This window comes from Micromonospora sp. Mcm103 (assembly GCF_024519755.1).
GTDB lineage: Bacteria > Actinomycetota > Actinomycetes > Mycobacteriales > Micromonosporaceae > Micromonospora > Micromonospora aurantiaca.
Genome location: NZ_JALJRJ010000008.1, coordinates 226,638 through 248,502 on the forward strand (window position 1 = coordinate 226,638; position 21,865 = coordinate 248,502).

Here is a 21,865-nt window from a genome sequence, read left to right on the forward strand (position 1 = left end):
TACTCGCGGTCATGTCCATCCGTCACGGCCTGCTCGCCCTGCTCGAACGCGGCCAGATGTACGGCTACCAGCTGCGCGCCGCGTTCGAGGAGTCGACCGGGTCGACCTGGCCGCTGAACATCGGACAGGTCTACACGACGCTGGCCCGGCTGGAACGTGACGGACTGGTCCGCCCGCTGCCGGAGAACGAGAGCGGGCAGCGGCCGTACGAGATCACCGACGCCGGACGGGCGGACCTGGCGCTGTGGTTCGCCACGCCGATCAGCCGCGCCGACCGGCCCCGGGACGAGCTGTCCATCAAGCTGGCGCTGGCGCTGACCACCCCCGGCGTCGACGTGCGGTCGGTGGTGCAGACCCAGCGCACCGCCACCATGCGCGCGCTCCAGGAGTTCACCCGGTTGAAGTACACGAGCGACAAGCCGGAGGATCTACCCTGGCGGCTGGTGCTGGACGCGATGATCTTCCAGACCGAGGCCGAGGTGCGGTGGCTCGACCACTGCGAGACGAGCCTGGTCCGGCACCGCCCGGCGCCGATCCGGGCGGTCGACCACCCCGAGGCGGTGGACCGGGCCGGCGACGAAGCCCGCCGGTGACCCGGCACGGGAGGCGCTGATGGACCCGATCGACGGGGTGCTGGAACTGCGGGACGTACGCCGGACCCACGGCGCCGGCGAGGCCGCCGTGTACGCGCTGCGCGGCGTGAGCCTGACCGTGCGGGCCGGGGAGCTGGTGGCCGTGATGGGCCCCTCCGGGTCCGGCAAGTCCACGCTGCTGGCGCTCGCCGGTGGCCTGGACCGGCCCACCGGCGGCGAGGTGGTGGTCGAGGGCGAGGCGCTGGTCGGGCTGTCCGCCCGCGAGCTGGCCCGGCTGCGCCGCCGCCGGATCGGGTACGTCTTCCAGGACCTGAACCTGCTCGGCAGCCTGACCGCCGTGGAGAACGTGGCGCTTCCCCTGGAACTGGACGGCACCGGCGTACGGGCGGCCCGCCAGTCGGCCCTCGATGCGCTGCGCGAGGTCGACCTGGAGGACCTGGCCGACCGCTTCCCGGACCAGATGTCGGGCGGCCAGCAGCAGCGGGTGGCCATCGCCCGGGCCCTCGTCGGCCAGCGCCGCCTGGTCCTCGCCGACGAGCCGACCGGTGCGCTGGACTCCCAGACCGGCGAGGCGGTGCTGCACCTGCTGCGCCGCCGGGTGGACGCCGGGGCGGCCGGGGTGCTTGTCACCCACGAGGCCCGGCACGCCGGCTGGGCGGACCGGGTGGTCTTCCTGCGCGACGGGGTGATGGTCGACTCGACCGCACCGTTGATCGGCGTCGACCACCTGCTCAGCGGCAGCAGCCGGTGACCGGCGGCCGCCTCGCCGCCGTACGCGGGTCGTGGCGGACCGCGTTGCGAATCGCCCGCCGGGAGGCCCGGCGGTCCCGTCGGCGCACGCTGCTGGTGCTGGTGATGATCGCGCTGCCGGTGTTCGGCCTCAGCTTCGCCGCCGTCAGCTACGACATGGCGGATCTGAACCGCGCCGAGCGCATCGAGCGCCAGCTCGGCGGCGCCGACATCGCGCTGCGCTGGGACAGCCTGACGCCGGTGACGCAGGACGCCTGGGGCGAGTCGGCCTGGCCGGTCGAGGGCGATTGGGTCGGCCGGACCCGTCCGGCGACCGCCGAGGAGGTGCGCGCGCTGCTGCCCGAGGGCAGCCGGGTCGCCCGCACGGGCTGGTGGATGACGTTCTCGACGCGGGTCAACCGGCACGTCGAGTCGCTCGACGCGCGCGCCCTGGACCTGACCGACCCGCTCACCCGGCCGCTGGCCGAGGTCCTCGACGGCCGGCCGCCGGTACGCCCCGACGAGATCGCGGTCAGCCCGACGGCGCTGCGCCGGCTCGACACCCGCATCGGCGACCCGGTCCGCACCGTCGACGGCGCCACGTACCGGGTGGTCGGGGTGGTGGAGTACCCGGACAACCTCCGGGACGTGGTCACGCTGGCCGGGGTGACCCGGGAGACCGCAGCCGGCAGCGACACCTGGCTGGTGGACCTGCCCGGCCCGCTGGAACCGGGGCTCGCCGACCGGCTGAACGCGCAGGGCATCCAGGTCGTCGTCCGTGACCCGCTGCCCGGGCGGCAGGAGTTCAACCGCGGCATGTCCGTACCGGACGCCGACGAGGCGGGCGTCGTCGGCGTCGTCGGCGGGCTGGGCCTGCTGGAGGTGGTGCTGCTGGTCGGTCCGGCCTTCGCGGTGAGCGTCCGGCGCCGGCGGCGGGACCTCGCACTCGTCGCGGTGGCCGGTGGCGACGCCTCCCACCTGCGCCGGATCGTGCTCGCCGACGGGGTGGTGCTCGGTGCCGGCGGGGCCGCCCTGGGCATGCTGCTCGGCATCGGGGCCGCGTTCGCCGGCCGGCCGATCGTCGAGCAGTACCTGCTCGGGGAACGCCTCGGGGCGTACCGGATCTTCCCGGCCGCGCTGGCGGCGATCGCCGCGACGGCGGTGCTGGCCGGGGTGCTCGCGGCGATGGCGCCGGCCTGGGCGGCGGCCCGGCAGGACGTGGCGACCGGCCTGGCCGGCCGGCGCGACGCGACCCGGCCCCGCCGCCGCTGGCTGCTGATCGGGGTGGCGCTCACCGCCGCCGGGACCGCGATCGCCGCGTTCGCCGCCGGCCGCACCTCGCAGACCGGAGTGCTGGCCGGTGTCGCGCTGGGCGAACTGGGGCTGGTGTTCTGCACCCCGTCGCTGGTCGGCGTGCTGGGCCGGGCCGGCCGGTTGCTGCCGCTGACCCCCCGGCTCGCGTTGCGTGACGCCAGCCGCAACCGGTCCTCGGCCGCGCCCGCCATCTCGGCGGTGATGGCGGCGGTGGCCGGAAGCGTCGCGCTCGGCGTCTACGTGGCCAGCGACGAGACCCGGTCGCGAGAGCTCTGGCAACCCGGCCTGCCGCCGGGGAACGTGCTGCTCACCCACTCCGGTGAGACACCGGCGGACCCACCGTCGGCCGAGGTCGTCGCCGGCCGGGCCCGCGCGGTACTGCCCGACGCCACAGTGGTGTCCGTCGCGACCCCCGGGTGCGTCGGCGACGTCCGGGACAAGAACGACTGCACCGCGTACGCGCTCGTTCCGCCCGAGCAGCGCTGCCCGTACGACGCCGCCGGCCCGGTCCCCGACGCGGCCCGGCGGGATCCGCGCTGCGTGAGCCCCTTCCAGGAACCTGTCGACGTCTACCTGCCGGCGCTCGTGGACGACGGCGGCGCGCTGGCCGCGCTCACCGGCGCGCCGGACGACGAACTGGCCGCCGCGCGCCGGACGCTCGCCGCCGGCGGCGTGGTGGTCACCGACGCCCGGCGGGTGGTGGACGGGCAGGTCCGGGTGGAGGTCAACGACAACTCCGGCGGCCCGCCCACCGGGCGTCTCCTGCCCGCGTACGCGCTGCGCGGCGGTCTCACAGTCGACCGGCTGGTGCTCTCCCCCGTCGCCGCGGACGCGCTCGGCCTGACCGCTGTGCCGATGGGCTACCTGCTGGACACCGCCGGCTCCCCCACCGACCGGCAGATGGAGATGCTGGCCGACGAACTGTTCGACATCGGGCCCATGTCGGCGCAGCTGGCGACCGCCGACCCGCCGTCGGACCAGCGCCCGATGCTGCTCCTGCTCGCGGTGGCCTCCGGTGTGATCACGCTCGGCGCCGCCGCAGTAGCCACCGGCCTCGCCGCCGCCGAGGGCCGCCGGGACCTGTCCACGCTCGCGGCGGTCGGGGCCGATCCCCGGGTACGCCGCCTGCTGTCGCTCTGCCAGGCCGGGGTGATCGCGGTGCTCGGTTCGGCGCTGGGCATCGTCGCCGGGCTCGGCTCCGCCGTGGTCGTCCTGGCCTCGCTCAACCAGCGGTACGCGGAATCCTGGCCGGTGCAGCCGCCGTACCCGGTGACGGTGCCCGGCGTGACGCTCGCCGTGCTGGTCGTGGTGCCGATGGTGGCGATGGGCGGCGCGGCGCTGTTCACCCGGTCCCGCCTGCCGATCGAACGCCGGCTCGACTGAGCCGGCCACCCATGCATGATCCACACCATTTCGCCGGAGTGGCGGCATCGCGGTGGGGTGGATGCCACCATTTCGGGGAAATGGAGTCGACCTTGGGGCGGACTGACCGTCCGAGGGGGTGACGGGGCGCGGTGCGGGCGGCACACTTGTCGGATGTCAGCCCTGGGAACCCTCACCCGCCGTCTCGGTCACCAGCGTTGGTTCGGTGCCACCATGCGCCTGCTCGTCCCGGCCGACCGGCTGGTCGGCCGGATGACGAAGGGTCGCGTGGTCGCCTTCGGGCTCGTGCCCACGCTGGTGCTCACCTCCACCGGCCGCCGCTCCGGCAAGCCCCGCAGCAACCCCCTGGTGTACGTCCCCGACGGCGACGCCTACGTGGTGATCGGCTCGAACTGGGGGCAGCAGCACCAGCCGTCCTGGACGTTCAACCTGATGGCTAATCCGGCCGCGGAGGTGGACGTCAAGGGCCGCCGGATCCCGGTCACCGCCGAGCAGGTCACCGGCGAGGAACGGGAACGACTGTTCCAGCGGCTGGTGCAGGAGTGGCCCGCGTACCGCACGTACGTCGAGCGGGCCGGTGGCCGCGAGATCCGCGTGTTCCGCCTGGTCCCGAACACCTGAGCGCCCTCGCCGCAGACGCGCACAATCCGACATCCGCGTCGCCGAGGCGGCCCGGCCCGATCTGGCTAGGGTTGCCGCAGGCGTTTTGTCGGAGGTGGACCGTGGCGCTCGACGTGAACGCCGAGCGGCGTCTGGACGATCCACGGTGGCAGGTGGCCGAGCGGGTCGGTGACGCCGTCCTGCGGCGGTTCCCGGCCGACGTGCTGGCGGTCGCCGTACACGGTCCGCTCGCGCACGGCGACGACGACGGCGGCGGGGACCGCGAGGTCGGCCTGCTCGTCGTCACCTACCGGCCCGGCGCCGGACCGCCGCCCGCCACCCGGCGAGTCGACGGCGTGCTCGTCGACCTCACAGTGGCCGGGGCGGACGACTACCTGCGCCGGGCGACGACGATCACGTCCCGCTGGCCGCTGGCCGCGGACCGGTACGTCACCACCCGCGCCCTGCACGATCCCACCGGCTGGCTGCCGAAGCTGCGCGACGAGCACCTGGCGCGCCTGGCGCGGGCCCGGCCGGCGGAGTTCACCGGCGCCGCACGGCAGGCGTGGTACCGGGGCAGCGCGGCGCACGCCCGGGCGTTGCGGCTGGCCGAGTGGTACGAGACGGACCAGGCGCTGCTCATGCTCGGCGAGGCGCGGCTGGCCGCCGCGACAGTGCAGGGGCTGTTCAGCCGCACCTACTTCCGCGACCCCGGGGACGCGGTGCGGCGTACCGGGCTGGCCGGGGCGGACATGACCGAGGTGGGCGCGGCGCTGACCCGCCAGGCCGAGGAACTGGCCGCCCGGGGGCGGCCGGTCGACGGCACGATCGACGACCTGCTGTCCGGCTGATGCCCGGCTGGGCGGCCCACGTCAGCCGATGCCGCCGCCGACGCCGATCAGCGCGCCGATCAGGTAGGTCGCGCAGGCCGCCAGCGCGCCGAGCAGCAACTGCCGCAGACCGGCACGCCACCATGCGCGGTTGGTGAACCGGGCCACGATCGCACCGGCGACGAAGAGGCCGACGCCGCCGACGCCGAGCGCCAGCCAGAGGCTGGTGAAGCCGAGCAGGTACGGCAGCAGCGGCACCAGCGCGCCGATCGAGAAACAGATGAACGACGAGATCGCGGCGGCCCACGGGCTCGGCTGGTCGTCGGGGTCGACGCCCAACTCCTCCCGTACGTGCACCCGCAGCGCCTCCTCCGGGTTGGCGCGTACCGCCTCGGCGACCTGCGTCGCCAGCTCGCGGGACAGTCCACGGGCGACCCAGGCGTCTGCGAGTTCCCGGGCCTCGGCCTCCGGGTGGCGTTCCAGCTCGCGCCGCTCCTTGGCCACCTCGGCGGCGACCTGCTCGTTCGCGGACCGGACGCTCGTGTACTCGCCGAGCCCCATCGAGATGGCACCGGCCACCAGGCCGGCCGTGCCGGTGAGCACCACGCTGCGTGGCGACACCCCACCTCCGCCCACACCGGCGATCAGCGCGATGTTGGTGACCAGCCCGTCCATCGCGCCGAAGACGGCCGGGCGCAGCCAGCCGCCGGAGACGTCCGCGTGGTGCGCCTCGCGCAGTGCCGCAGGGGTGTCGGTCACGGCAGCGTCAGGATCTCGTAGCCGTCGTCGGTGACGACGATGGTGTGCTCGAACTGGGCCGTCCACCGGCGGTCCTTGGTGACCACCGTCCAGCCGTCGTCCCACATGTCGTACTGGTAGGTGCCGAGCGTGATCATCGGCTCGACGGTGAACGTCATGCCGGGCTCCATCACGTCGGTGGGGCGCGGGCTGTCGTAGTGCGGCACGTAGAGGCCACTGTGGAACGCCTCGCCGATGCCGTGCCCGGTGAAGTCGCGCACCACGCCGTAGCCGAAGCGCTTCGCGTACGACTCGATCACCCGGCCGATGACGTTGATCTGCCGGCCCGGCGCGATGGCCTTGATGCCGCGCATCATCGCCGTGTGGGTCCGCTCGACCAGCAGGCGGGCCTCCTCGCTCACCTCGCCCACGCAGAACGTGGCGTCGGTGTCGCCGTGCACGCCGTTCAGGTACGCGGTGACGTCGACGTTGATGATGTCGCCGTCCTGGAGCACCGTGGTGTCCGGGATGCCGTGGCAGATCACCTCGTTGAGGCTGGTGCAGCACGACTTGGGGAAGCCCCGGTAGCCGAGCGTCGACGGGTAGGCGCCGTGGTCGCAGAGGAACTCGTGCACCACCTTGTCGATCTCGTCGGTGGTCACCCCGGGCTTGCAGTGCTCACCGGCGAGCTGGGTGGCCTGGGCGGCGAGACGCCCCGCCACGCGCATCTTCTCGATGGTCTCCGGCGTCTGCACGTGCGAGCCGCGCCACTCCTGGGGGCGCTTCTTACCCACGTACTCCGGGCGCGGGATGTGGGCGGGGACCGCTCGCCACGGGGAGAGCGTGCCGGGGGTCAGCGGCGCACGGACGGTCATGGCCCAAGCCTATCGCCGGGGGTGGTGTGCCCCCCGCCACAGGCCCGCCGGGCAGGTTGTTGCCGTGCCGCAAACGCTGTGCCATTGTTGCTCCGTGGATCAAGGGGGCGCGGCGCCCGCCTTCTCCGTGACGGCGCAGGTCGACGGCGACCAACTGCGCGTCCAGGTGACCGGCGAGGTCGACATGGCGACCGCCGACACCATGTTCCAGACCGCGCTCCGCGAGCCCACCAAGCGGCTCACGCTCGACCTGCGGGCGGTCACCTTCTTCGACTCGGCCGCCATCCACGCGGTGGTCCGGCTCGCCCAGCGGTTCCCGGACGCGCTGACAGTGCTGCCGTCCCCGCAGGTCCGGCGCGTGCTGGACATCTCCGGCCTCGGCGACCAGGACTGGCTGGCCCGCGACTGACCGGCCGGGCGCCCTCCGGCTAGGAGGCGTCTCCCATCGTGGGTGGCAGGCCCGGCCCCCGTTCCGGCTGCCCGCGATCCGGCGCGGGGTGCCGCTCTCCCCGCTCCCCCGCGGTGTCCGGGGCGAGATCGCGACGCAGCGACTCGGCGTCGCGCTTGCGCACCCCGCTCGCCCGGATCGTGTTCACCGCGATGATGGTGAGTTCGTTCGCCACGTTGATGCCGCTGACGCGCAGGCCGCTGCGCAACGCCTCCTGAGCCCGGCGGAGGGCCGACATCGCGGCCCGCTGGGAACGGGAGGGCCGGCTGGCGGAGGGGGACCAGCCCGTACCGACGGTGCGCGCGGCTTCGGCCAGGCACCGCGCGGCCTCGGCGAGCGACGGCGGAACGGGCTCGTCGTCACGGATCGCGCGTTCGAGGTTGAGCGCGACGTCGCGGCTGTGCAGCAGGGACCGGATCATGAGGATGGCGCCGTGCCGCCATCCCTGCAGCGCACTCTGGTTGTGCCACCGTAACGGCGAGAGGCGGACGACCTCGTCGGCGCCCGACATCGCGGCCTCCACCTCCGAGGTGTCGATCCGGCGCAGCGTGTCGAGAGCCTGAGAGGCCAGCTCGGCGTCCCGGGCCAGAGCCGCGTCGGCGAGGCGGTCCAGCTCGGCGGCCATCTGGTTGAGCAGGGGCCGGCCGGCCCGTCGGATCCGGTAGATCGGGTGCAGGGGCAGCACCACGACCGCGACCAGGATGCCGACCACCCCACCGACGACGCCGTCGAGGAAGCGGGGCAGCGCGATGTCGGTCCGGGCCGGGAACAGCACGGCGATCACCATCGCGCTGCCGCCGACCTGGGTGACGAACGCCCCCTCGTCGCTGAGCAGAACGGCGACGAGGATCGCGACGGCGACGATGACGCCGATCTGTACGTATCCCTGCCCGACCCAGGAGACCAGCAGGTCGCCCAGCGTGATGCCCACCGCCACGCCGGCGATCAGCAGCAGCGTACGGCGGAAGCGCTGGCTCACCGAACTGGCGATGGTGCCGACCGCGACGGCGGGCGCGAACAGCGGCTGCGGGTTGTGGATCAAATCCTTCGCGACCCACCACGCGACTGCGGCGGCCACCCCGCACTGCACCGCCACGAGCAGGCTCAACCGAACCCGCCGCAGCCGATCTCGCGCAGTGGCCCGGCCGGTACGGCGGATCGCCGTCCACGCCACACCTATCGGGTCGGTCCCGCTGCCGCGGGAAGGGCGGAACGGCTCACGTCCCATGAGGCGATACTAGTAATTCTGCCCCATTTGATCAGCTCAACCCGGCAACAGGCCCGGTACGGGCGGATCAGTGCCGATCGGTCAGCCGGCGGCGCAGCGTCAATTCGGTGCCCGCCTCGGTACGGGTCACGTTCATCTCCCCCAGCGCCTGGATCAGCGCCAGCCCGCGTCCCCGGAAGCTCGACCCGCTCGACTCCCGCCAGCGTCCGCTGTCCCGGATGGTCGCGGTGACCGTCCGGTCGGCGATCGTCACCTCGACCTCGATCGTCGGGTCCACCGGGTCGACCGGGTGCTCGATCGCGTTCGCCGCCGCCTCGGAGACCGCCACGGTCAGGTCGAACAGGTCGGTCTCGCCGACGTGGTGGGCGACGAGGAAGTCCTCCAGCCGCTTACGGAGCACGCTGAGCCGGGTCGGGTCGGCGGGCAGGCGCAGCGCGAACCGGTTCAGCTCGGCCGCTTCCAGCGCAAGCACCGCCACGTCGTCGTGCCGGGACCGCTCGGCCACCCGGGCCATGACGGCGTCGACCAGGTCCGCCACGTGCCCGGCGCGCGCCGTCGCGTCGGCCCGCAACTGGCCCAGCCCGGCGTCGATGCCCGCGGACCGGTCCTCGATCAGGCCGTCGGTGTAGAGCAGGAGCCGGTTGCCCGGCGCGAGTTCACCTTCGGCGGCCGGATAGACGGCGCCGGGGATCGCCCCGATCGGCGGTCCGAGGGCCCGATCGTGCAGGAACGCCACCTCGTCTCCGCGGATCAGCAGGGGTGAGGGATGGCCCGCGCTCGCGTACCGGATCCGGCCCGTGCGCGGCGAGAAGCCGAGGCAGACCACAGTGGCGAAGGAGCCGCTGCCGGCCGAGTGGACCAGCCGGTTGAGCCGGGTCAGCGCCTCACCCGGGTCGTAGCCCTCCAGGACGTACGCCCGCAGCGCGTTGCGGAGCTGGCCCATCGCTGCGGCGGCCCGTACGCCCTTGCCCACCACGTCGCCGATGACCAGCACCAGGCCGTCATCGGCGGTGGCCATCACGTCGTACCAGTCGCCGCCGACCTCCACGTCCGCGCTGCCCGGCAGGTAGCGGCTGGCGATCACCGCGCCGGGCAGCTGCGGCAGCGTACGCGGCAGCAGGCTGTGCTGGAGCGTGGTGGCGATGTGGTGCTCGGCCTCGTAGAGCTGGGCGTTCTCCAGCCGTACGCCGATCAGCCGGGCCAGTTCGGTGAGCGCCGCCTCCTCGGTGCCACCACCCTCTCCGCGCCACACGCGCAGCTCGCCGAGTTGCTCGCCGGAGGTGCCGGAGAGCGGCAGCACCACGGTCGGCTCGGCAGGCAGGTCGCCGCCGGCGTCCTCCTCGTGTCGGGCCCCGGTGGCGGTGACCCGGACCCGTCCTGCCTCGGCCAGGCGCAGCGCGTGCCGGGCGGCCACCCGGACCACGTCGGCGGTGGACCGGGCGGTGTTGATCTCCACAGCGGCGTCGGCGAGGGCCCGCAGGCGGCGGATGATCTGCCCGCGCAACTGGCCCAGTTCGACGTTGGCCCGCACCCGGGCCACCAGCTCCTGGCTGGAGAAGGGCTTGGTCAGGTAGTCGTCGGCGCCGCTGGACAGGCCGGCGACCTCCTCGGCGGCGCCGGCCCGCGCGGAGAGCAGCACGATCGGCACGTGCCGGGTCGCCGGTTCGGCGCGCAGCGCGGCGACCAGCCCGAAGCCGTCCAGCCTGGGCATCATCACGTCGGTCAGCACCAGGTCGAACGGGGTCTCGACGGCCAGCCGCAGCGCCTCCACGCCGTCCCGCACGGCCACCACCTCGTACGCCGGGGAGAGCAGCCGGACGACGTGCTCGCGCAGGTCGGGGTTGTCGTCGGCGAACAGGATGCGGCCGGATCCACCCGGTGCGCCGGACGCCTCGGGCAGTCCGGTGGGCCGGGCCACCTCGTCGGTCCAGAGCGCTGTCTCGGCGACGTACAGGCGGGCCTGCTCCGATTCGCTCAGCGGAACCGGGGACAACGCGGCCACCCGGTCGGCGGGCAGGTGCGCGTACCCGAACGGCAGTGTCACGGTGAACGTGGTGCCCCGGTCGACGATGCTGTGCGCGGTGACAGTGCCGCCGTGCATCTCGACCAGCTCGCGCACCAGGGCGAGCCCGATGCCGGTGCCCTCGTGGGTACGCGAGCGGGCGCCGGCCACCCGGTGGAACCGCTCGAAGACCTGCGGCAGCTCCTCGGGCGCGATGCCGACGCCGGTGTCGGCCACCTCCAGGACGGCGGCGCCGTCGGTCGCGCGGACCCGGACCCGGATCTCGCCGTCGAAGGTGAACTTGACCGCGTTCGACACCAGGTTGAGGACGATCTTCTCCCACATGTCCCGGTCGACGTAGACCGGCGCGGGCAGCGGCGGGCAGTCCACCACCAGGCGCAGCCCGGCCCGCTCGGTGGCCGAGCGGAACGTGCTGGCCAGCCGGGAGGTGTAGTCGGACAGGTCGGTGGGCTGGTAGCGGGCGGCCAGCCGGCCGGACTCCAGCCGGGAGAAGTCGAGCACCGTGTTGACCAGCTTGAGCAGACGCAGCCCGTTGCGGTGCATGACGGTGAGCCGGTCGAGGTACCGCTCGGGCAGCTCCCGGTCCGCGAGCATCTCCTCCAGCGGCCCGAGGACCAACGTCAGCGGGGTACGGAACTCGTGGCTGACGTTGGCGAAGAAGCTGGTCTTGGCGCGGTCCAGCGCGGCCAGCTCGGCGGCGCGGGCGCGTTCCTGCTCGTACGCCCGCTGCTTGCCCACCGCCCGGGAGACCTGCGCGCCGACCAGGTCGACGAAGTCGCGGTAGTCGTCGGTGAAGGGCAGCCGGCGGGACACCCCGAGCAGCAGCACGCCGGCCGACTCGTTGGTCGCGGTCAGCGGCAGCAGGAGCGCCTGGCCGGCGGCGTCCGGGGGCACCGCGCCGGGCAGGTCGGCGGTGGCGATCCAGCGCGGTGCGGTCAGCGGCTCGCCGTCGGGCAGCCCGGGCGGCGGACCGGCGACGGTGACCGGGTCCACACCTGTGCAGCCGCCCGGCACGAGCGTGCCGCGCTCGTCGGGGAACCACAGCGCACTGAACGGCACGTCGGCGCGGTGGGCGTCGAGCACCCGGGCGACGGCCCGGCCCAGTTCGAGCATGCTCGGCACGTCGCCCAGCTCGTTTCCCAGCTCGGCCAGGGCCCGCAGCCGGCGTTCGCCGAGCACCCGCCCGGTGGTCTCGTTGACGAAGCAGAAGATCCCGCTGACGGTGCCGTCGACGTCGCGGATCGGGTCGTACGAGACGTCGAAGTAGACGTCCTCCAGGAAGCCGTGCCGGTTCAGCACGAAGGGGTGGTTCTCACCCCGGTAGGGCACACCCGTGCGGCGCACCCCGTCCAGCAGCGGGCCGAGCACGTCCCAGGTCTCGGCCCAGTGCCGGTGCGCGGCCTGCCCGATCACGGCGGGGTGCTTGTCGCCGATGGTGGGCCGGTAGGCGTCGTTGTAGAAGGCCAGGTGCTGCTCGCCCCAGAACACCACCATCTGGGCGCGGGACGACAGCATGGTGCTCATCGCGTGGGAGAGCGCGGCGGGCCAGCGGTCCGGGCTGCCGAGCGGGGTGGCGGACCAGTCGAAGGCGCGCAGCCGCTCGCCCATCTCGCCGCCGGCCGCGAACGCCGCGGCGAGCAGCGGCGACAGTGACGCCTCGCCGGCCGCCGGGGACGAACGACTGTCGCCCCCGCCCCCCTGGGCCGAGCCCATGCAGCCTCCCGCTCCGGCCATGATCACGACGGTCGGCGCTGTCACGCCGACCGTCCCCGCCTACTACCCCGAAGGTCGAGCAACGTAACGCACCCGCACCGTTCGACGCTGCTTACCTCCGTGTCATCCTGGCGTAACCGACGCTCCGGGGCGACTCGGGTGGACCTCGCCTGGTCGGCGGGACCGCCGATTCGGCTGTCCGCGCACCTACGAAACGCGGGTGTGTGATCTGGCCGACATCGCGGCCCGGACCAGCGCGGCCACCGGCCGCGGCTCGGCCTCGTTCTCCGGATGCCACTGCACCCCGAGCACGAAGCGCCGCGCCGGATCCTCCACCGCCTCGACCACCCCGTCGTCGGCCCAGCCGGTCACCGCCAGGCCGCCGGGGTCGGCCACCGCCTGATGGTGGTACGAGTTGACCCGGTCCACCCCGGCCATCACCTCGGCGGTCCGGCTGCCGGCGGCGAAGCGCACCGGATGCGACCCGTAGACGCCCGGCGCGGGACGGTGCCCGTCGTGCCCGACCACGTCCGGCAGATGCTGGTGCAGCAGGCCGCCGTACGCCACCGCCAGCAGTTGCATCCCCCGGCACACGCCCAGTACCGGCAGGTCGGCGGCGAGCGCGGCGGTCAGCAGCGTCACCTCCCCCGCGTCGCGCTCCGGCCGGCTCTCGGTACGCGGGTCCGGCGGCTCGCCGTACCGCTCCGGGCCGACGTCCGCGCCGCCGGCCAGCAGCAGCCCGTCCAGCAGCCCCAGCACGTCCGCGTCGGCGTCGTCGGGGGGCAGCACCACGGCCCGGCCGCCCGCCGCGGTGACCGCCCGGACGTACGCGTGCGGCACGAGCGTCGCCGGCACGTCCCGCCACACCGCCCAGCCGGCCGGCTCGACGTACGCGGTGATGCCGATGACCGGCCTTCTCCGAACGCTCACAGCGGGGTGACGTACGCGCCGGTGATGCCGCCGTCGACGACGAACTGCGCGGCGGTCATGAACGAGGCGTCGTCGCTGGCCAGGAACGCCACCGCGGCGGCGATCTCGGTCGGGTCGCCGAACCGGCCCATCGGCACGTGCACCAGCCGCCGGGCAGCCCGCTCCGGGTCCTTGGCGAACAACTCCAGCAGCAGCGGCGTCGCCACCGGCCCGGGACACAGCGCGTTGACCCGGATGCCCTCGCGGGCGAACTGCACGCCCAGCTCCCGGGTCATCGCCAGCACCCCGCCCTTGCTCGCCGTGTACGCGATCTGCGACGTCGCCGCGCCCATCAGCGCCACGAACGACGCGGTGTTGATGATCGAGCCCTTACCCTGCCGCCGCATGTGCGGGATGACGTACTTGCAGCACAGGTACACGCTCGTCGTGTTGACCCGCAGCACCCGTTCCCAGGCGTCCAGGCCGGTCTCCAGGATCGAGTCGTCGTCCGGCGGCGAGATGCCCGCGTTGTGGAACGACACGTCCACCCGGCCGTGCCGCTGCACCACACCGTCGAACAGGTCGCGCACGGCCGTCTCGTCGGCCACGTCGGCGGCGACGAACTCGCCGCCCACCTCCTGGGCGGCCCGGGTACCGGCGTCGGCGTCGATGTCCACGCACACCACCCGGGCGCCCTCGGCGGCGAATCGCCGTACGGTGGCCAGCCCGATGCCGCTGCCCGCGCCGGTCACGACCGCCACCCGGTCGGAAAGCCGTCCCTGCACTGTGATCACTCCTCGGTGCCGATGAACACGTTCTTGACGTCGGTGAAGGCGTGCAGCGCGTCCGGACCCAGCTCCCGGCCCAGGCCGGAACGCTTCATCCCGCCGAACGGGGTCCAGTAGCGCACCGAGGAGTGCGAGTTGACGCTGAGGTTGCCCGATTCGACGGCGCGGGCCACCCGCACCGCCCGCCCGACGTCCCGGGTCCAGATCGAGCCGGAGAGCCCGTACTCGGTGTCGTTGGCGAGCCGGATCGCGTCCGCCTCGTCGTCGAACGGCAGCACCGAGACGACCGGGCCGAACACCTCCTCCCGCCAGTGCCGGTCGGCCGGGGAGCCGGCGAGCAGCACCGTCGGGGCGTACCAGAAGCCGGGGCCGTCGGGGCACGAGCCGGTGAATGCGACGTCCGCACCGTCGACGTACCCGGCGACCCGGTCCCGGTGCGCGGCGGAGATCAGCGGGCCCATCTCGGCCGTGTCCCGGGCCGGGTCCTCCACCCGCACGGCCCGTACGGCCGGTTCGAGCAGTTCCAGGAAGCGGTCGTACACCCGGCGCTGGACCAGGATCCGGGAGCGGGCGCAGCAGTCCTGGCCGGCGTTGTCGAAGACGGCGTACGGCGCGGTCGCAGCCGCCTTCTCCAGGTCCGCGTCGGCGAAGACGATGTTCGCCGACTTGCCGCCCAGCTCCAGCGTCACCCGCTTCACCTGGGCCGCGCAGCCGGCCATGATCCGGGTGCCGACCTCGGTCGAGCCGGTGAAGCAGATCTTGCGGACCGCCGGATGGGTGACGAAGCGTTCACCGACCACACTGCCCCGGCCGGGCAGCACTGTGAACACGCCGTCGGGCAGGCCGGCGTCGCGGGCCAGCTCGGCCAGACGGAGCGCGGTCAGCGGGGTCAGCTCGGCCGGCTTCAGCACCACCGTGTTGCCGGCGGCGAGCGCCGGGGCGAATCCCCAGCCGGCGATCGGCATCGGGAAGTTCCACGGCACGATCACGCCGACCACGCCCAGCGGCTCGTGGAACGTGACGTCGAGCCCGCCGGGCACCGGGATCTGGTGCCCGGTCAGCCGTTCCGGCGCGCCCGCGTAGTAGTCGAGCACGTCGCGGACGTTGCCCGCCTCCCAGCGGGCGTTGCCGATGGTGTGCCCGGCGTTGCGTACCTCCAGGAGAGCCAGCTCCTCCAGGTGCGCGTCGACAGCGGCCGCGAACCGCCGCAGCAGCCGCCCCCGATCCCCCGGCGCCACGTGACGCCACGTCTCGAACGCCGCGGAAGCCCGCGAGATCGCGACATCCACGTCCTCAACGGAGCACCCCGGAACAACCCCGATCCCGGCTCCATCAACAGGCGAGATCACCTCACCCACGCGCGCTCCCCTCCCCTCACCCTCACCCTCACCCTCGCGATCTTGCACTTGCTGCCCCGGCGAAAGCCGCATAACGCCCGCACCGAGGGCCGCAAGTGCAAGATCGCGGAGGAGGGCCTGGGAGCGCGGCGGGGTCAGAGGCGTTCGAAGCCACGGGTCAGCTCCCAGTCCGTCACCGCGGCGTCGAAGGCGGTCAGCTCGACCTTCGCCTGGTTGGCGTAGTGGGCGGCCACCTCGTCGCCGAACGCCTCCCGGGCCACCTCCGAGCGCTGCCACAGGTCCAGCGCGTCACGCAGCGTGGTGGGCACCCGCTCGGCGTCCGGGTCGTCGTACGCGTTCCCGGTGCACTCGTCGCCCAGCTCCAGCTCGTTCTCGATGCCGTGCACCGCCCCGGCCACCAGCGCGGCGATCGCCAGGTACGGGTTGACGTCGGCCCCCGGCACCCGGTTCTCCACCCGCATCCCCTGCCCGTGCCCGACCAGCCGCAGCGCGCAGGTGCGGTTGTCGGTGCCCCAGCGCAGCGCGGTCGGCGCGAACGAGCCGGGCTGGTAGCGCTTGTAGGAGTTGATGTTCGGTGCGAAGAACAGGCTGAACTCGCGCATCGTGGCGAGCAGCCCGGCCAGCACCCGCTGCCCGGTGACGCTCAGGTGCGCCGGCCCGTCGCCCAGCATCGCCGACGAGCCGGAGGCGTCGCGCAGCGAGAAGTGGATGTGGCAGGAGTTGCCCTCCCGCTCGTTCGGCTTCGCCATGAACGTGATCGCCATGCCCTCCTGGGCGGCGATCTCCTTCGCGCCGTTCTTGTAGATGACGTGGTGGTCGGCGCAGCGCACCGCCTCGTCGTACCGGAAGGCGATCTCGTGCTGGCCGAGGTTGCACTCGCCCTTCGCGCTCTCCGGGGTGAGCCCGGCGCCCGCCATCTCGGTGCGGATGCGGCGCAGCAGCGGCTCGACCCGGGCGGTGCCGAGCAGCGAGTAGTCCACGTTGTACTGGTTGGCCGGCGTCAGGTCGCGGTAGCCGCGCTGCCACGCCTCCTCGTACGAGTCGCGGTAGAGCACGAACTCCAGTTCGGTGCCGGCGTACGCGGTCAGCCCGTGCGCGGCCAGCCGGTCGAGCTGGCGGCGCAGGATCTGCCGGGGTGAGGCGACCACCGGGCCGGAGCCGTCCAGCCACTCCAGGTCGGCCAGCAGCAGCGTGGAGCCGGGCTGCCACGGCGTGCGACGCAGGGTGGCGAAGTCGGGTTTCATGGCGAAGTCGCCGTAGCCGCGTTCCCAGCTCGACATCGCGTACCCGTCGACGGTGTTCATGTCGACGTCGACGGCGAGCAGGTAGTTGCACCCCTCGCTGCCGTTGGCGACCACCTGGTCCAGGAAGTAGGGCGCGTGGAACCGCTTGCCCTGCAATCGGCCCTGCATGTCGGTGAGGGCGAGCACCACCGTGTCGATCTCACCCTCGGTGACGGCGACCCGCAACTGTTCCAGCGAGAGCGGCGTTTGCTTCATCAGGGGCCTCCATCACCAAGGTCTACTGGCAAACCGGATCACCGTCAATGCCCCGGCGAGGCCGGGTGCGAAACCGGGGAGTGCACATGCGCCGTCGTACCGTCGCGGTCGTCGCCGCCGTCCTCGCGATCGTGCTGGCAGCGACCGACGCCCACGCCGGCAACCGGCCCACCGGCCGGCCGTCCGCGGACGGCCCGGACCGGCCGGCCCCCGCCGACGCGCACCAGCGCCCGGTCGCGCTCGACCTGCGCGGCTTCGACGGGCGCGCCGGCTGGTCCGGCTACGACCTGACCCGTCCCCGCGTCGTCGCGGCCGGGTTGGAGGCGCCGTGGGGGCTGGACTTCCTGCCCGACGGCAGCGCCCTGGTCGCGCAGCGGGACCAGGGCACGATCCTGCGCGTACGCCCGGGTCGCCCGGCCCGGCAGGTGGCCCGGATCTCCGACGCAGCCGCGGGCGGCGAGGCGGGCCTGCTCGGGCTGGCGGTGTCCCCCACGTACCGCCGGGACCGGTGGGTCTACGCCGCCTACACCACCGCCACCGACATCCGGATCGTCCGGTTCCGCCTCGGCTCGTCCCGCGCGCCGCAGGTGCTGGTGAGCGGCATCGCCCGCAGCGCCGTCCACGACGGCGGCCGGATCGCGTTCGGCCCCGACGGCATGCTCTACGCCGGGATCGGCGACGCCGGGGTGTCCGCCCGCGCGCAGGACCTGACCAGCCGCAACGGCAAGATCCTGCGGATCCGCCCGGACGGGGGCGTGCCGGCGGGCAACCCGTTGCCCGGCTCGCTCGTCTACAGCTACGGCCACCGCAACGTGCAGGGCCTCGCCTGGGACCGGCAGGGGCGGCTGTTCGCCACCGAGTTCGGCCAGAGCACCTGGGACGAGGTGAACCGGATCGTGCCCGGCGGCAACTACGGCTGGCCGCTCGTCGAGGGCGTCGCCGGTGATCCCCGGTTCCGCGACCCGGTCGTCGTCTGGCCGCCCGCGCAGGCGTCCCCGAGCGGCGCCGCGTTCACCAGGGGCACGCTCTACGTCGCCGCGCTGCGCGGCGCCCGGCTCTGGGCGGTGCCCGTCGACGCCGCCGGCCGCGTCGGCGTACCGGTGGCGGAGCTGGCCGGCACGTACGGCCGCCTGCGTAGCGTCGAGGTCGCGCCGGACGGCGCGCTCTGGGTGGCGACCAGCAACCGCGACGGCCGCGGCACCCCGGCGGCCGGCGACGACCGCATCCTCCGCTTCCCGCTCACCCACCGCCGCCCCACGATCTGACCCCTGGGGTACGCGGACAGCCGGCGGCGTCAGATCGGCTGGACCCAGGCCGCTCGCCACTGCGGGGACGGGTCCTGGCCGAGGCTGGTCCAGTACTCCCGGCCGTCGACGATCCGCCCGTCGCGCACGGTCCAGAACGAGGCGACCCGGTGCACGCCCATCCCCTCGTGCGGCACCTCCACCTCGGACACCACCGTGTCGCCGGATGCCACCACCCGCAGCACCCGGATCGACCAGCCCTCCGGGTACTCGGCGTTGACCTTCACGTAGTTCTCGCGGCCCACGATCCGCTCGGCGCTGACCGGCCACTCGACCACCACGTCGTCGGCCAGCAGCTCGCCGACGCCGGTCCAGTCCCGGGCCTGCATGCGATCCCACAACGCGCGTACCACCGCTTCCGAGTCCATGACCGGATGATGGCAGGACCCACCGACAGCTACGACGGCTCGGCGGGCTCGGGTTCGGGTTCGGCCTGGTCGACGGTGCGGCGCGGGCCGGTGAACCACTTGCGGGCCGAGGCGTACCACCAGATGGCGACGCCGAGCAGTACGCCACCGATGGCGATGGGCGCGTAGTTCACCGCCGTCCAGCTGAAGTCGGGGTTGCCTGGTACACCCGCCGGGACGATCGGCAGCACGAAGTAGACCGAGATGACCGCGATCTCGACCACCGCGATCCAGCCGAGCAGCTTGTAGCGGCGGCCGAGCGTCCACGGGCCCGGGGTGAACCGGTCGCCCATCCGCAGCCGCAGGAAGATCGGGATGATGAAGGACAGGTACAGCCCGATCACCGCCACCGAGACCACCGCGTAGAACGCGACCGGGATGCCGCCCCGCTGGTAGAGCGCGGGCAGCGTAAGCACCAGCCCGGCCAGCGTCGCGCCGATGATGGCGTTGACCGGCGTGCCGTTGCGGTTCACCTTCGACCAGAGTTTCCAGCCGGGCACCGCGCGGTCCCGGCTGAACGCGTACGCCATCCGCGACATCGACGTCACGCAGCTCATGCCGCAGAAGAACTGCCCGATGGTGGAGATGATGATGACGGCTTTGAAGAAGAACGGCGTCAGCGCGCTCTCGAAGATCGCCCCGGAGAAGCCGCCCGCCTCGTTTATCGCGTCGACGTCGGTGGCCGCGAACAGGAACGCCAGCAGCAGGATCCAGCCGCCCACCGCGGAGTAGAAGATCGACCGCCACAGCCCCTGCGCGGCGGCCTTCGACGCGCCCCGGGTCTCCTCGGAGACGTGCGCGCAGGCGTCGAAGCCGGTGATCGTGTACTGCGTGAGCAGGAAACCGAGCGGCAGCACGTAGAACCAGAACGCCAGCCCGCCGGTGTCGCCGTCACCGAAGCCGGAGTTGTTGAACCGCTCGGTGAAGACGAACTGGAAGCTCTGGTGGTTGTCCGGGACCAGGACCAGGATCAGCACCACGGCGGCCGCGCCGGCCACGTGCCACCAGACCGAGACGTTCTGGAGTACGTCGATGATCCGGTGTCCGTAGATGTTGATCAGCCCGTGCAGCGCGAGGATCACCACGAACAGCCCGAACGTCTGGTGCCCGGTGCCGGCCCAGCCGTCGAACAGCGCCGACAGCGTCAGGTTGAGGAACGTGGCGCAGCCGTAGTCGACCGACGCGGTCACCGCGACCAGCCCGATCAGGTTGAGCCAGCCGGTGAACCAGCCGTGCACCGGCCGGCCCATCGTCGCCGCCCACCAGTAGATCCCGCCCGCTGTCGGGTACGCCGACACCAGTTCGGCCAGGCAGAAGCCGATGATCAGGATGAACAGCGAGATCAGCGGCCAGCCCCAGGAGATCGCCACCGGGCCGCCGTTGTTCCACGCCTGGCCGAACGTGGTGAAGCAGCCGGCCAGGATCGAGATGATGGAGAACGAGATCGCGAAGTTGGAGAAGCCGCTCCACTTGCGGCGCAGCTCCTGTTTGTAGCCGAGTTCGGCGAGTCGTCGGGCGTCGTCGTCCATCGGCTGCTCGGCGGTCGGCGCGGGCGTCGTGGCCACTGCACACCTCCTCGAGGCGATGCTCGTGCGAGTGCTCGCAGTGTGCTCCCGGCCGATCAAGGCGGTCAATACGTACCCCGGTAATTGCGTTGTCGCCCGATCCCACCCGGGGCATCATTGTGGGCGTGACCAGGCCCGACCCGACGGGCCGGCACCGGGCGCTCGGCAACGCCCGGTCCGCGGCGGCGCGCGGCGTCCACCTCTCTCTCACTGATGTACGGCTATCGGCCGTACCCTCCGGACGCCCCGCGCCGCCGCTCCCTACCGGCCGACTGCCACCGTCAGCCCGGGCGCTGCCACCTCCACCGGGCCGGCGAACCCGCGCCGTACGGCGGCCAGCGCCTCCCGCGGCTCCGTCCCCGGCCACAGGTGGGTGAGCAGCAGGCGCCGCACCCCGGCCTCGGCGGCGTACCGGCCGACTTCGACGGCGCTGGACAGGTTGCCCTCGTGCCGCTGCGGGATGTCGTCCGGATAGGTCGCCTCCGCGATCAGCAGATCCGCGTCGCGGGCCAGTTCCACCAGCGCCGGGCTGGGTCCGGTGTCCCCGGTGTAGGCGAGCACCAGGCCCGCCGCCGAGAACCGGGCTCCGGCGTTCGGCAGCCAGTGCGGCAACGCGAACGTCCGCACCTCGTACGGCCCGAGACGGAGCGTCTCCCCCGGTGTGAACCCGGTCAGCCGGTACCCGGGTTCGAGCAGGCCCGGCTCGTCGATCGCGAGCAGTCCGGCGAGGCTGCCGGTGGGGGCGTACACCGGCAGGGGCGGCCCGGACCGGTTCGCGAGGACCCGGGCGCGGATCAGCGGTTGCAGGTCCGCGCAGTGGTCGGGGTGGCCGTGGCTGACGTAGACGGCGTCGACGTGCTCCGCCCTCGTGAGCGCCAGCAACGGTTGCAGCGTCGCGTATCCGGGGTCGATCAGCAGCCGGAAGCCGTCGTGTTCGACGAGGAAGCCGGCGCAGGCCTGGTGGGCGGTGGGGTAGGCGCCGAGGCCGCCCAGGACGGTTGTCCGCATCCGGTCGACCGTACCGGTGGGGTGGTCGCCGGGTGGTCCGGCGACGGTCAGACGAACAGCAACCCCGCGACCCACAGCGCGGCGATCATCAGGCCGGCGGTGAACTCCAGCAGCATGGACAGCCCGGCCGCCTTGAGTGCCTGCACGGTGGCCGGCCAGGCCAGGCGGGTGTCGCCGAGCCGCAGCCGTTCGGCGCCGAAGATCCCGCCGACGAAGCCGATCGGCAGCCCGACCACCGGGATCACGAAGAACCCGACCACGCCGAGCAGCCCGCCGGCCAGCAGCGAGGTGGTGGGCACACCGGTCCGCTTCAGGTTGCGCCCCGGCCAGAGGTACTTGAGCACGGTGCCGCCGGCGGCGATCGCCGTGGCGGCGGCGAGCACCGCCCAGCGGCCCGGCCCGGCGTCGCCGAACAGCGTCCACACCAGTACGCCGCCCCAGCACAGCGGCAGTGCCGGCAGCCCCGGCACGATCACTCCGGCCAGGCCGGCGACGATCGCCAGCGCGGCGACCACCGACACCACTGCCTGCGAATCGGTAAGGCTCACCGTTC

19 protein-coding genes are annotated in these 21,865 nt (G+C 73.3%); 7 read left to right on the forward strand and 12 right to left on the reverse strand.

Annotated features, from left to right (window positions below; all coding sequences use genetic code 11):
* Window positions 1–11 precede the first annotated feature (11 nt).
* The 5 genes from OC439_RS13185 to OC439_RS13205 all read left to right on the forward strand — a co-directional run bounded on the left by OC439_RS13185 (window position 12) and on the right by OC439_RS13205 (window position 5,470).
* Window positions 12–593 carry a PadR family transcriptional regulator gene (locus OC439_RS13185; protein WP_013284661.1) on the forward strand — a complete coding sequence of 194 codons (582 nt, stop codon included), beginning with the start codon at window positions 12–14 and terminating at the stop codon, window positions 591–593.
* Window positions 594–612: 19 nt separating this feature from the next.
* Complete coding sequence (locus tag OC439_RS13190; RefSeq protein WP_262013634.1) at window positions 613–1,344, forward strand: ABC transporter ATP-binding protein; 732 nt, start codon at window positions 613–615, stop codon at window positions 1,342–1,344.
* Window positions 1,341–4,019, forward strand: a complete 2,679-nt coding sequence (locus OC439_RS13195; protein WP_262013635.1) for an ABC transporter permease — start codon at window positions 1,341–1,343, stop codon at window positions 4,017–4,019. Before OC439_RS13190 ends, OC439_RS13195 begins: the two co-directional genes overlap by 4 nt.
* A gap of 153 nt (window positions 4,020–4,172) precedes the next feature.
* Window positions 4,173–4,640 carry a nitroreductase family deazaflavin-dependent oxidoreductase gene (locus tag OC439_RS13200; protein WP_262013636.1) on the forward strand — a complete coding sequence of 156 codons (468 nt, stop codon included), beginning with the start codon at window positions 4,173–4,175 and terminating at the stop codon, window positions 4,638–4,640.
* 101 nt (window positions 4,641–4,741) lie between these two features.
* A complete protein-coding gene (locus tag OC439_RS13205) occupies window positions 4,742–5,470 on the forward strand; it encodes a nucleotidyltransferase domain-containing protein (protein WP_135243814.1) in 729 nt (242 codons plus the stop codon).
* Between the two features lie 21 nt (window positions 5,471–5,491).
* Here OC439_RS13205 and OC439_RS13210 read toward each other — a convergent pair whose 3' ends face one another.
* Window positions 5,492–6,208, reverse strand: a complete 717-nt coding sequence (locus tag OC439_RS13210) for a VIT1/CCC1 transporter family protein (protein ID WP_262013637.1) — start codon at window positions 6,206–6,208, stop codon at window positions 5,492–5,494.
* On the reverse strand, window positions 6,205–7,062 hold the full coding sequence (map, locus tag OC439_RS13215) for a type I methionyl aminopeptidase (protein ID WP_013284652.1): 858 nt from the start codon (window positions 7,060–7,062) through the stop codon (window positions 6,205–6,207). Before map ends, OC439_RS13210 begins: the two co-directional genes overlap by 4 nt.
* A gap of 94 nt (window positions 7,063–7,156) precedes the next feature.
* Here map and OC439_RS13220 point away from each other — a divergent pair, with 94 nt between their 5' ends.
* Window positions 7,157–7,471: an STAS domain-containing protein gene (locus tag OC439_RS13220; RefSeq protein WP_410054915.1), complete on the forward strand. Its 315-nt coding sequence runs from the start codon at window positions 7,157–7,159 to the stop codon at window positions 7,469–7,471.
* 19 nt (window positions 7,472–7,490) lie between these two features.
* Here the strand turns inward: OC439_RS13220 and OC439_RS13225 are convergent, their stop codons facing one another.
* From OC439_RS13225 to OC439_RS13250, 6 genes are all read right to left on the reverse strand, one after another.
* Window positions 7,491–8,738, reverse strand: coding sequence for an FUSC family protein (locus OC439_RS13225; RefSeq protein WP_262013639.1), 1,248 nt, complete (start codon window positions 8,736–8,738; stop codon window positions 7,491–7,493).
* Between the two features lie 67 nt (window positions 8,739–8,805).
* Complete coding sequence (locus OC439_RS13230) at window positions 8,806–12,474, reverse strand: SpoIIE family protein phosphatase (RefSeq protein WP_262013661.1); 3,669 nt, start codon at window positions 12,472–12,474, stop codon at window positions 8,806–8,808.
* A 207-nt stretch (window positions 12,475–12,681) separates the two neighbouring features.
* The gene (locus OC439_RS13235; protein ID WP_262013640.1) at window positions 12,682–13,404 is read right to left on the reverse strand and encodes a gamma-glutamyl-gamma-aminobutyrate hydrolase family protein; all 723 of its coding nucleotides are present in this window, start codon (window positions 13,402–13,404) and stop codon (window positions 12,682–12,684) included.
* Entirely contained in the window at window positions 13,401–14,168 is a 768-nt protein-coding gene (locus OC439_RS13240; protein WP_135243808.1) for a 3-oxoacyl-ACP reductase, read from the reverse strand. The genes OC439_RS13235 and OC439_RS13240 overlap by 4 nt, the downstream gene beginning before the upstream one ends.
* A gap of 5 nt (window positions 14,169–14,173) precedes the next feature.
* Window positions 14,174–15,517 carry an aldehyde dehydrogenase family protein gene (locus tag OC439_RS13245; RefSeq protein WP_410054918.1) on the reverse strand — a complete coding sequence of 448 codons (1,344 nt, stop codon included), beginning with the start codon at window positions 15,515–15,517 and terminating at the stop codon, window positions 14,174–14,176.
* 146 nt (window positions 15,518–15,663) lie between these two features.
* Window positions 15,664–17,028: a glutamine synthetase family protein gene (locus tag OC439_RS13250; RefSeq protein ID WP_315985929.1), complete on the reverse strand. Its 1,365-nt coding sequence runs from the start codon at window positions 17,026–17,028 to the stop codon at window positions 15,664–15,666.
* Window positions 17,029–17,114: 86 nt separating this feature from the next.
* Here OC439_RS13250 and OC439_RS13255 point away from each other — a divergent pair, with 86 nt between their 5' ends.
* On the forward strand, window positions 17,115–18,293 hold the full coding sequence (locus tag OC439_RS13255; RefSeq protein WP_262013642.1) for a PQQ-dependent sugar dehydrogenase: 1,179 nt from the start codon (window positions 17,115–17,117) through the stop codon (window positions 18,291–18,293).
* A gap of 29 nt (window positions 18,294–18,322) precedes the next feature.
* On the opposite strand, the gene OC439_RS13260 is transcribed toward OC439_RS13255, so the two are convergent.
* From OC439_RS13260 to OC439_RS13275, 4 genes are all read right to left on the reverse strand, one after another.
* Window positions 18,323–18,700: a nuclear transport factor 2 family protein gene (locus tag OC439_RS13260; RefSeq protein WP_262013643.1), complete on the reverse strand. Its 378-nt coding sequence runs from the start codon at window positions 18,698–18,700 to the stop codon at window positions 18,323–18,325.
* A 29-nt stretch (window positions 18,701–18,729) separates the two neighbouring features.
* Window positions 18,730–20,304, reverse strand: coding sequence for an amino acid permease (locus tag OC439_RS13265; RefSeq protein ID WP_013284642.1), 1,575 nt, complete (start codon window positions 20,302–20,304; stop codon window positions 18,730–18,732).
* Window positions 20,305–20,565: 261 nt separating this feature from the next.
* Window positions 20,566–21,312, reverse strand: coding sequence for an MBL fold metallo-hydrolase (locus tag OC439_RS13270; RefSeq protein WP_262013644.1), 747 nt, complete (start codon window positions 21,310–21,312; stop codon window positions 20,566–20,568).
* 47 nt (window positions 21,313–21,359) lie between these two features.
* A complete protein-coding gene (locus OC439_RS13275; RefSeq protein WP_262013645.1) occupies window positions 21,360–21,860 on the reverse strand; it encodes a DUF456 domain-containing protein in 501 nt (166 codons plus the stop codon).
* Window positions 21,861–21,865 lie beyond the last annotated feature (5 nt).

What these genes read in the sequence shown, in the direction of transcription:
- OC439_RS13185 (WP_013284661.1), top strand. Translation starts at nt 12, where the DNA reads ATGTCCATCCGTCACGGCCTGCTCGCCCTGCTCGAACGCGGCCAGATG.
- OC439_RS13200 (WP_262013636.1), top strand. Translation starts at nt 4,173, where the DNA reads ATGTCAGCCCTGGGAACCCTCACCCGCCGTCTCGGTCACCAGCGTTGG.
- OC439_RS13190 (WP_262013634.1), top strand. Translation starts at nt 613, where the DNA reads ATGGACCCGATCGACGGGGTGCTGGAACTGCGGGACGTACGCCGGACC.
- OC439_RS13260 (WP_262013643.1), bottom strand. Translation starts at nt 18,700, where the DNA reads ATGGACTCGGAAGCGGTGGTACGCGCGTTGTGGGATCGCATGCAGGCC.
- OC439_RS13230 (WP_262013661.1), bottom strand. Translation starts at nt 12,474, where the DNA reads ATGGGCTCGGCCCAGGGGGGCGGGGGCGACAGTCGTTCGTCCCCGGCG.
- OC439_RS13255 (WP_262013642.1), top strand. Translation starts at nt 17,115, where the DNA reads ATGCGCCGTCGTACCGTCGCGGTCGTCGCCGCCGTCCTCGCGATCGTG.
- map (WP_013284652.1), bottom strand. Translation starts at nt 7,062, where the DNA reads ATGACCGTCCGTGCGCCGCTGACCCCCGGCACGCTCTCCCCGTGGCGA.
- OC439_RS13225 (WP_262013639.1), bottom strand. Translation starts at nt 8,738, where the DNA reads ATGGGACGTGAGCCGTTCCGCCCTTCCCGCGGCAGCGGGACCGACCCG.
- OC439_RS13250 (WP_315985929.1), bottom strand. Translation starts at nt 17,028, where the DNA reads ATGAAGCAAACGCCGCTCTCGCTGGAACAGTTGCGGGTCGCCGTCACC.
- OC439_RS13270 (WP_262013644.1), bottom strand. Translation starts at nt 21,312, where the DNA reads ATGCGGACAACCGTCCTGGGCGGCCTCGGCGCCTACCCCACCGCCCAC.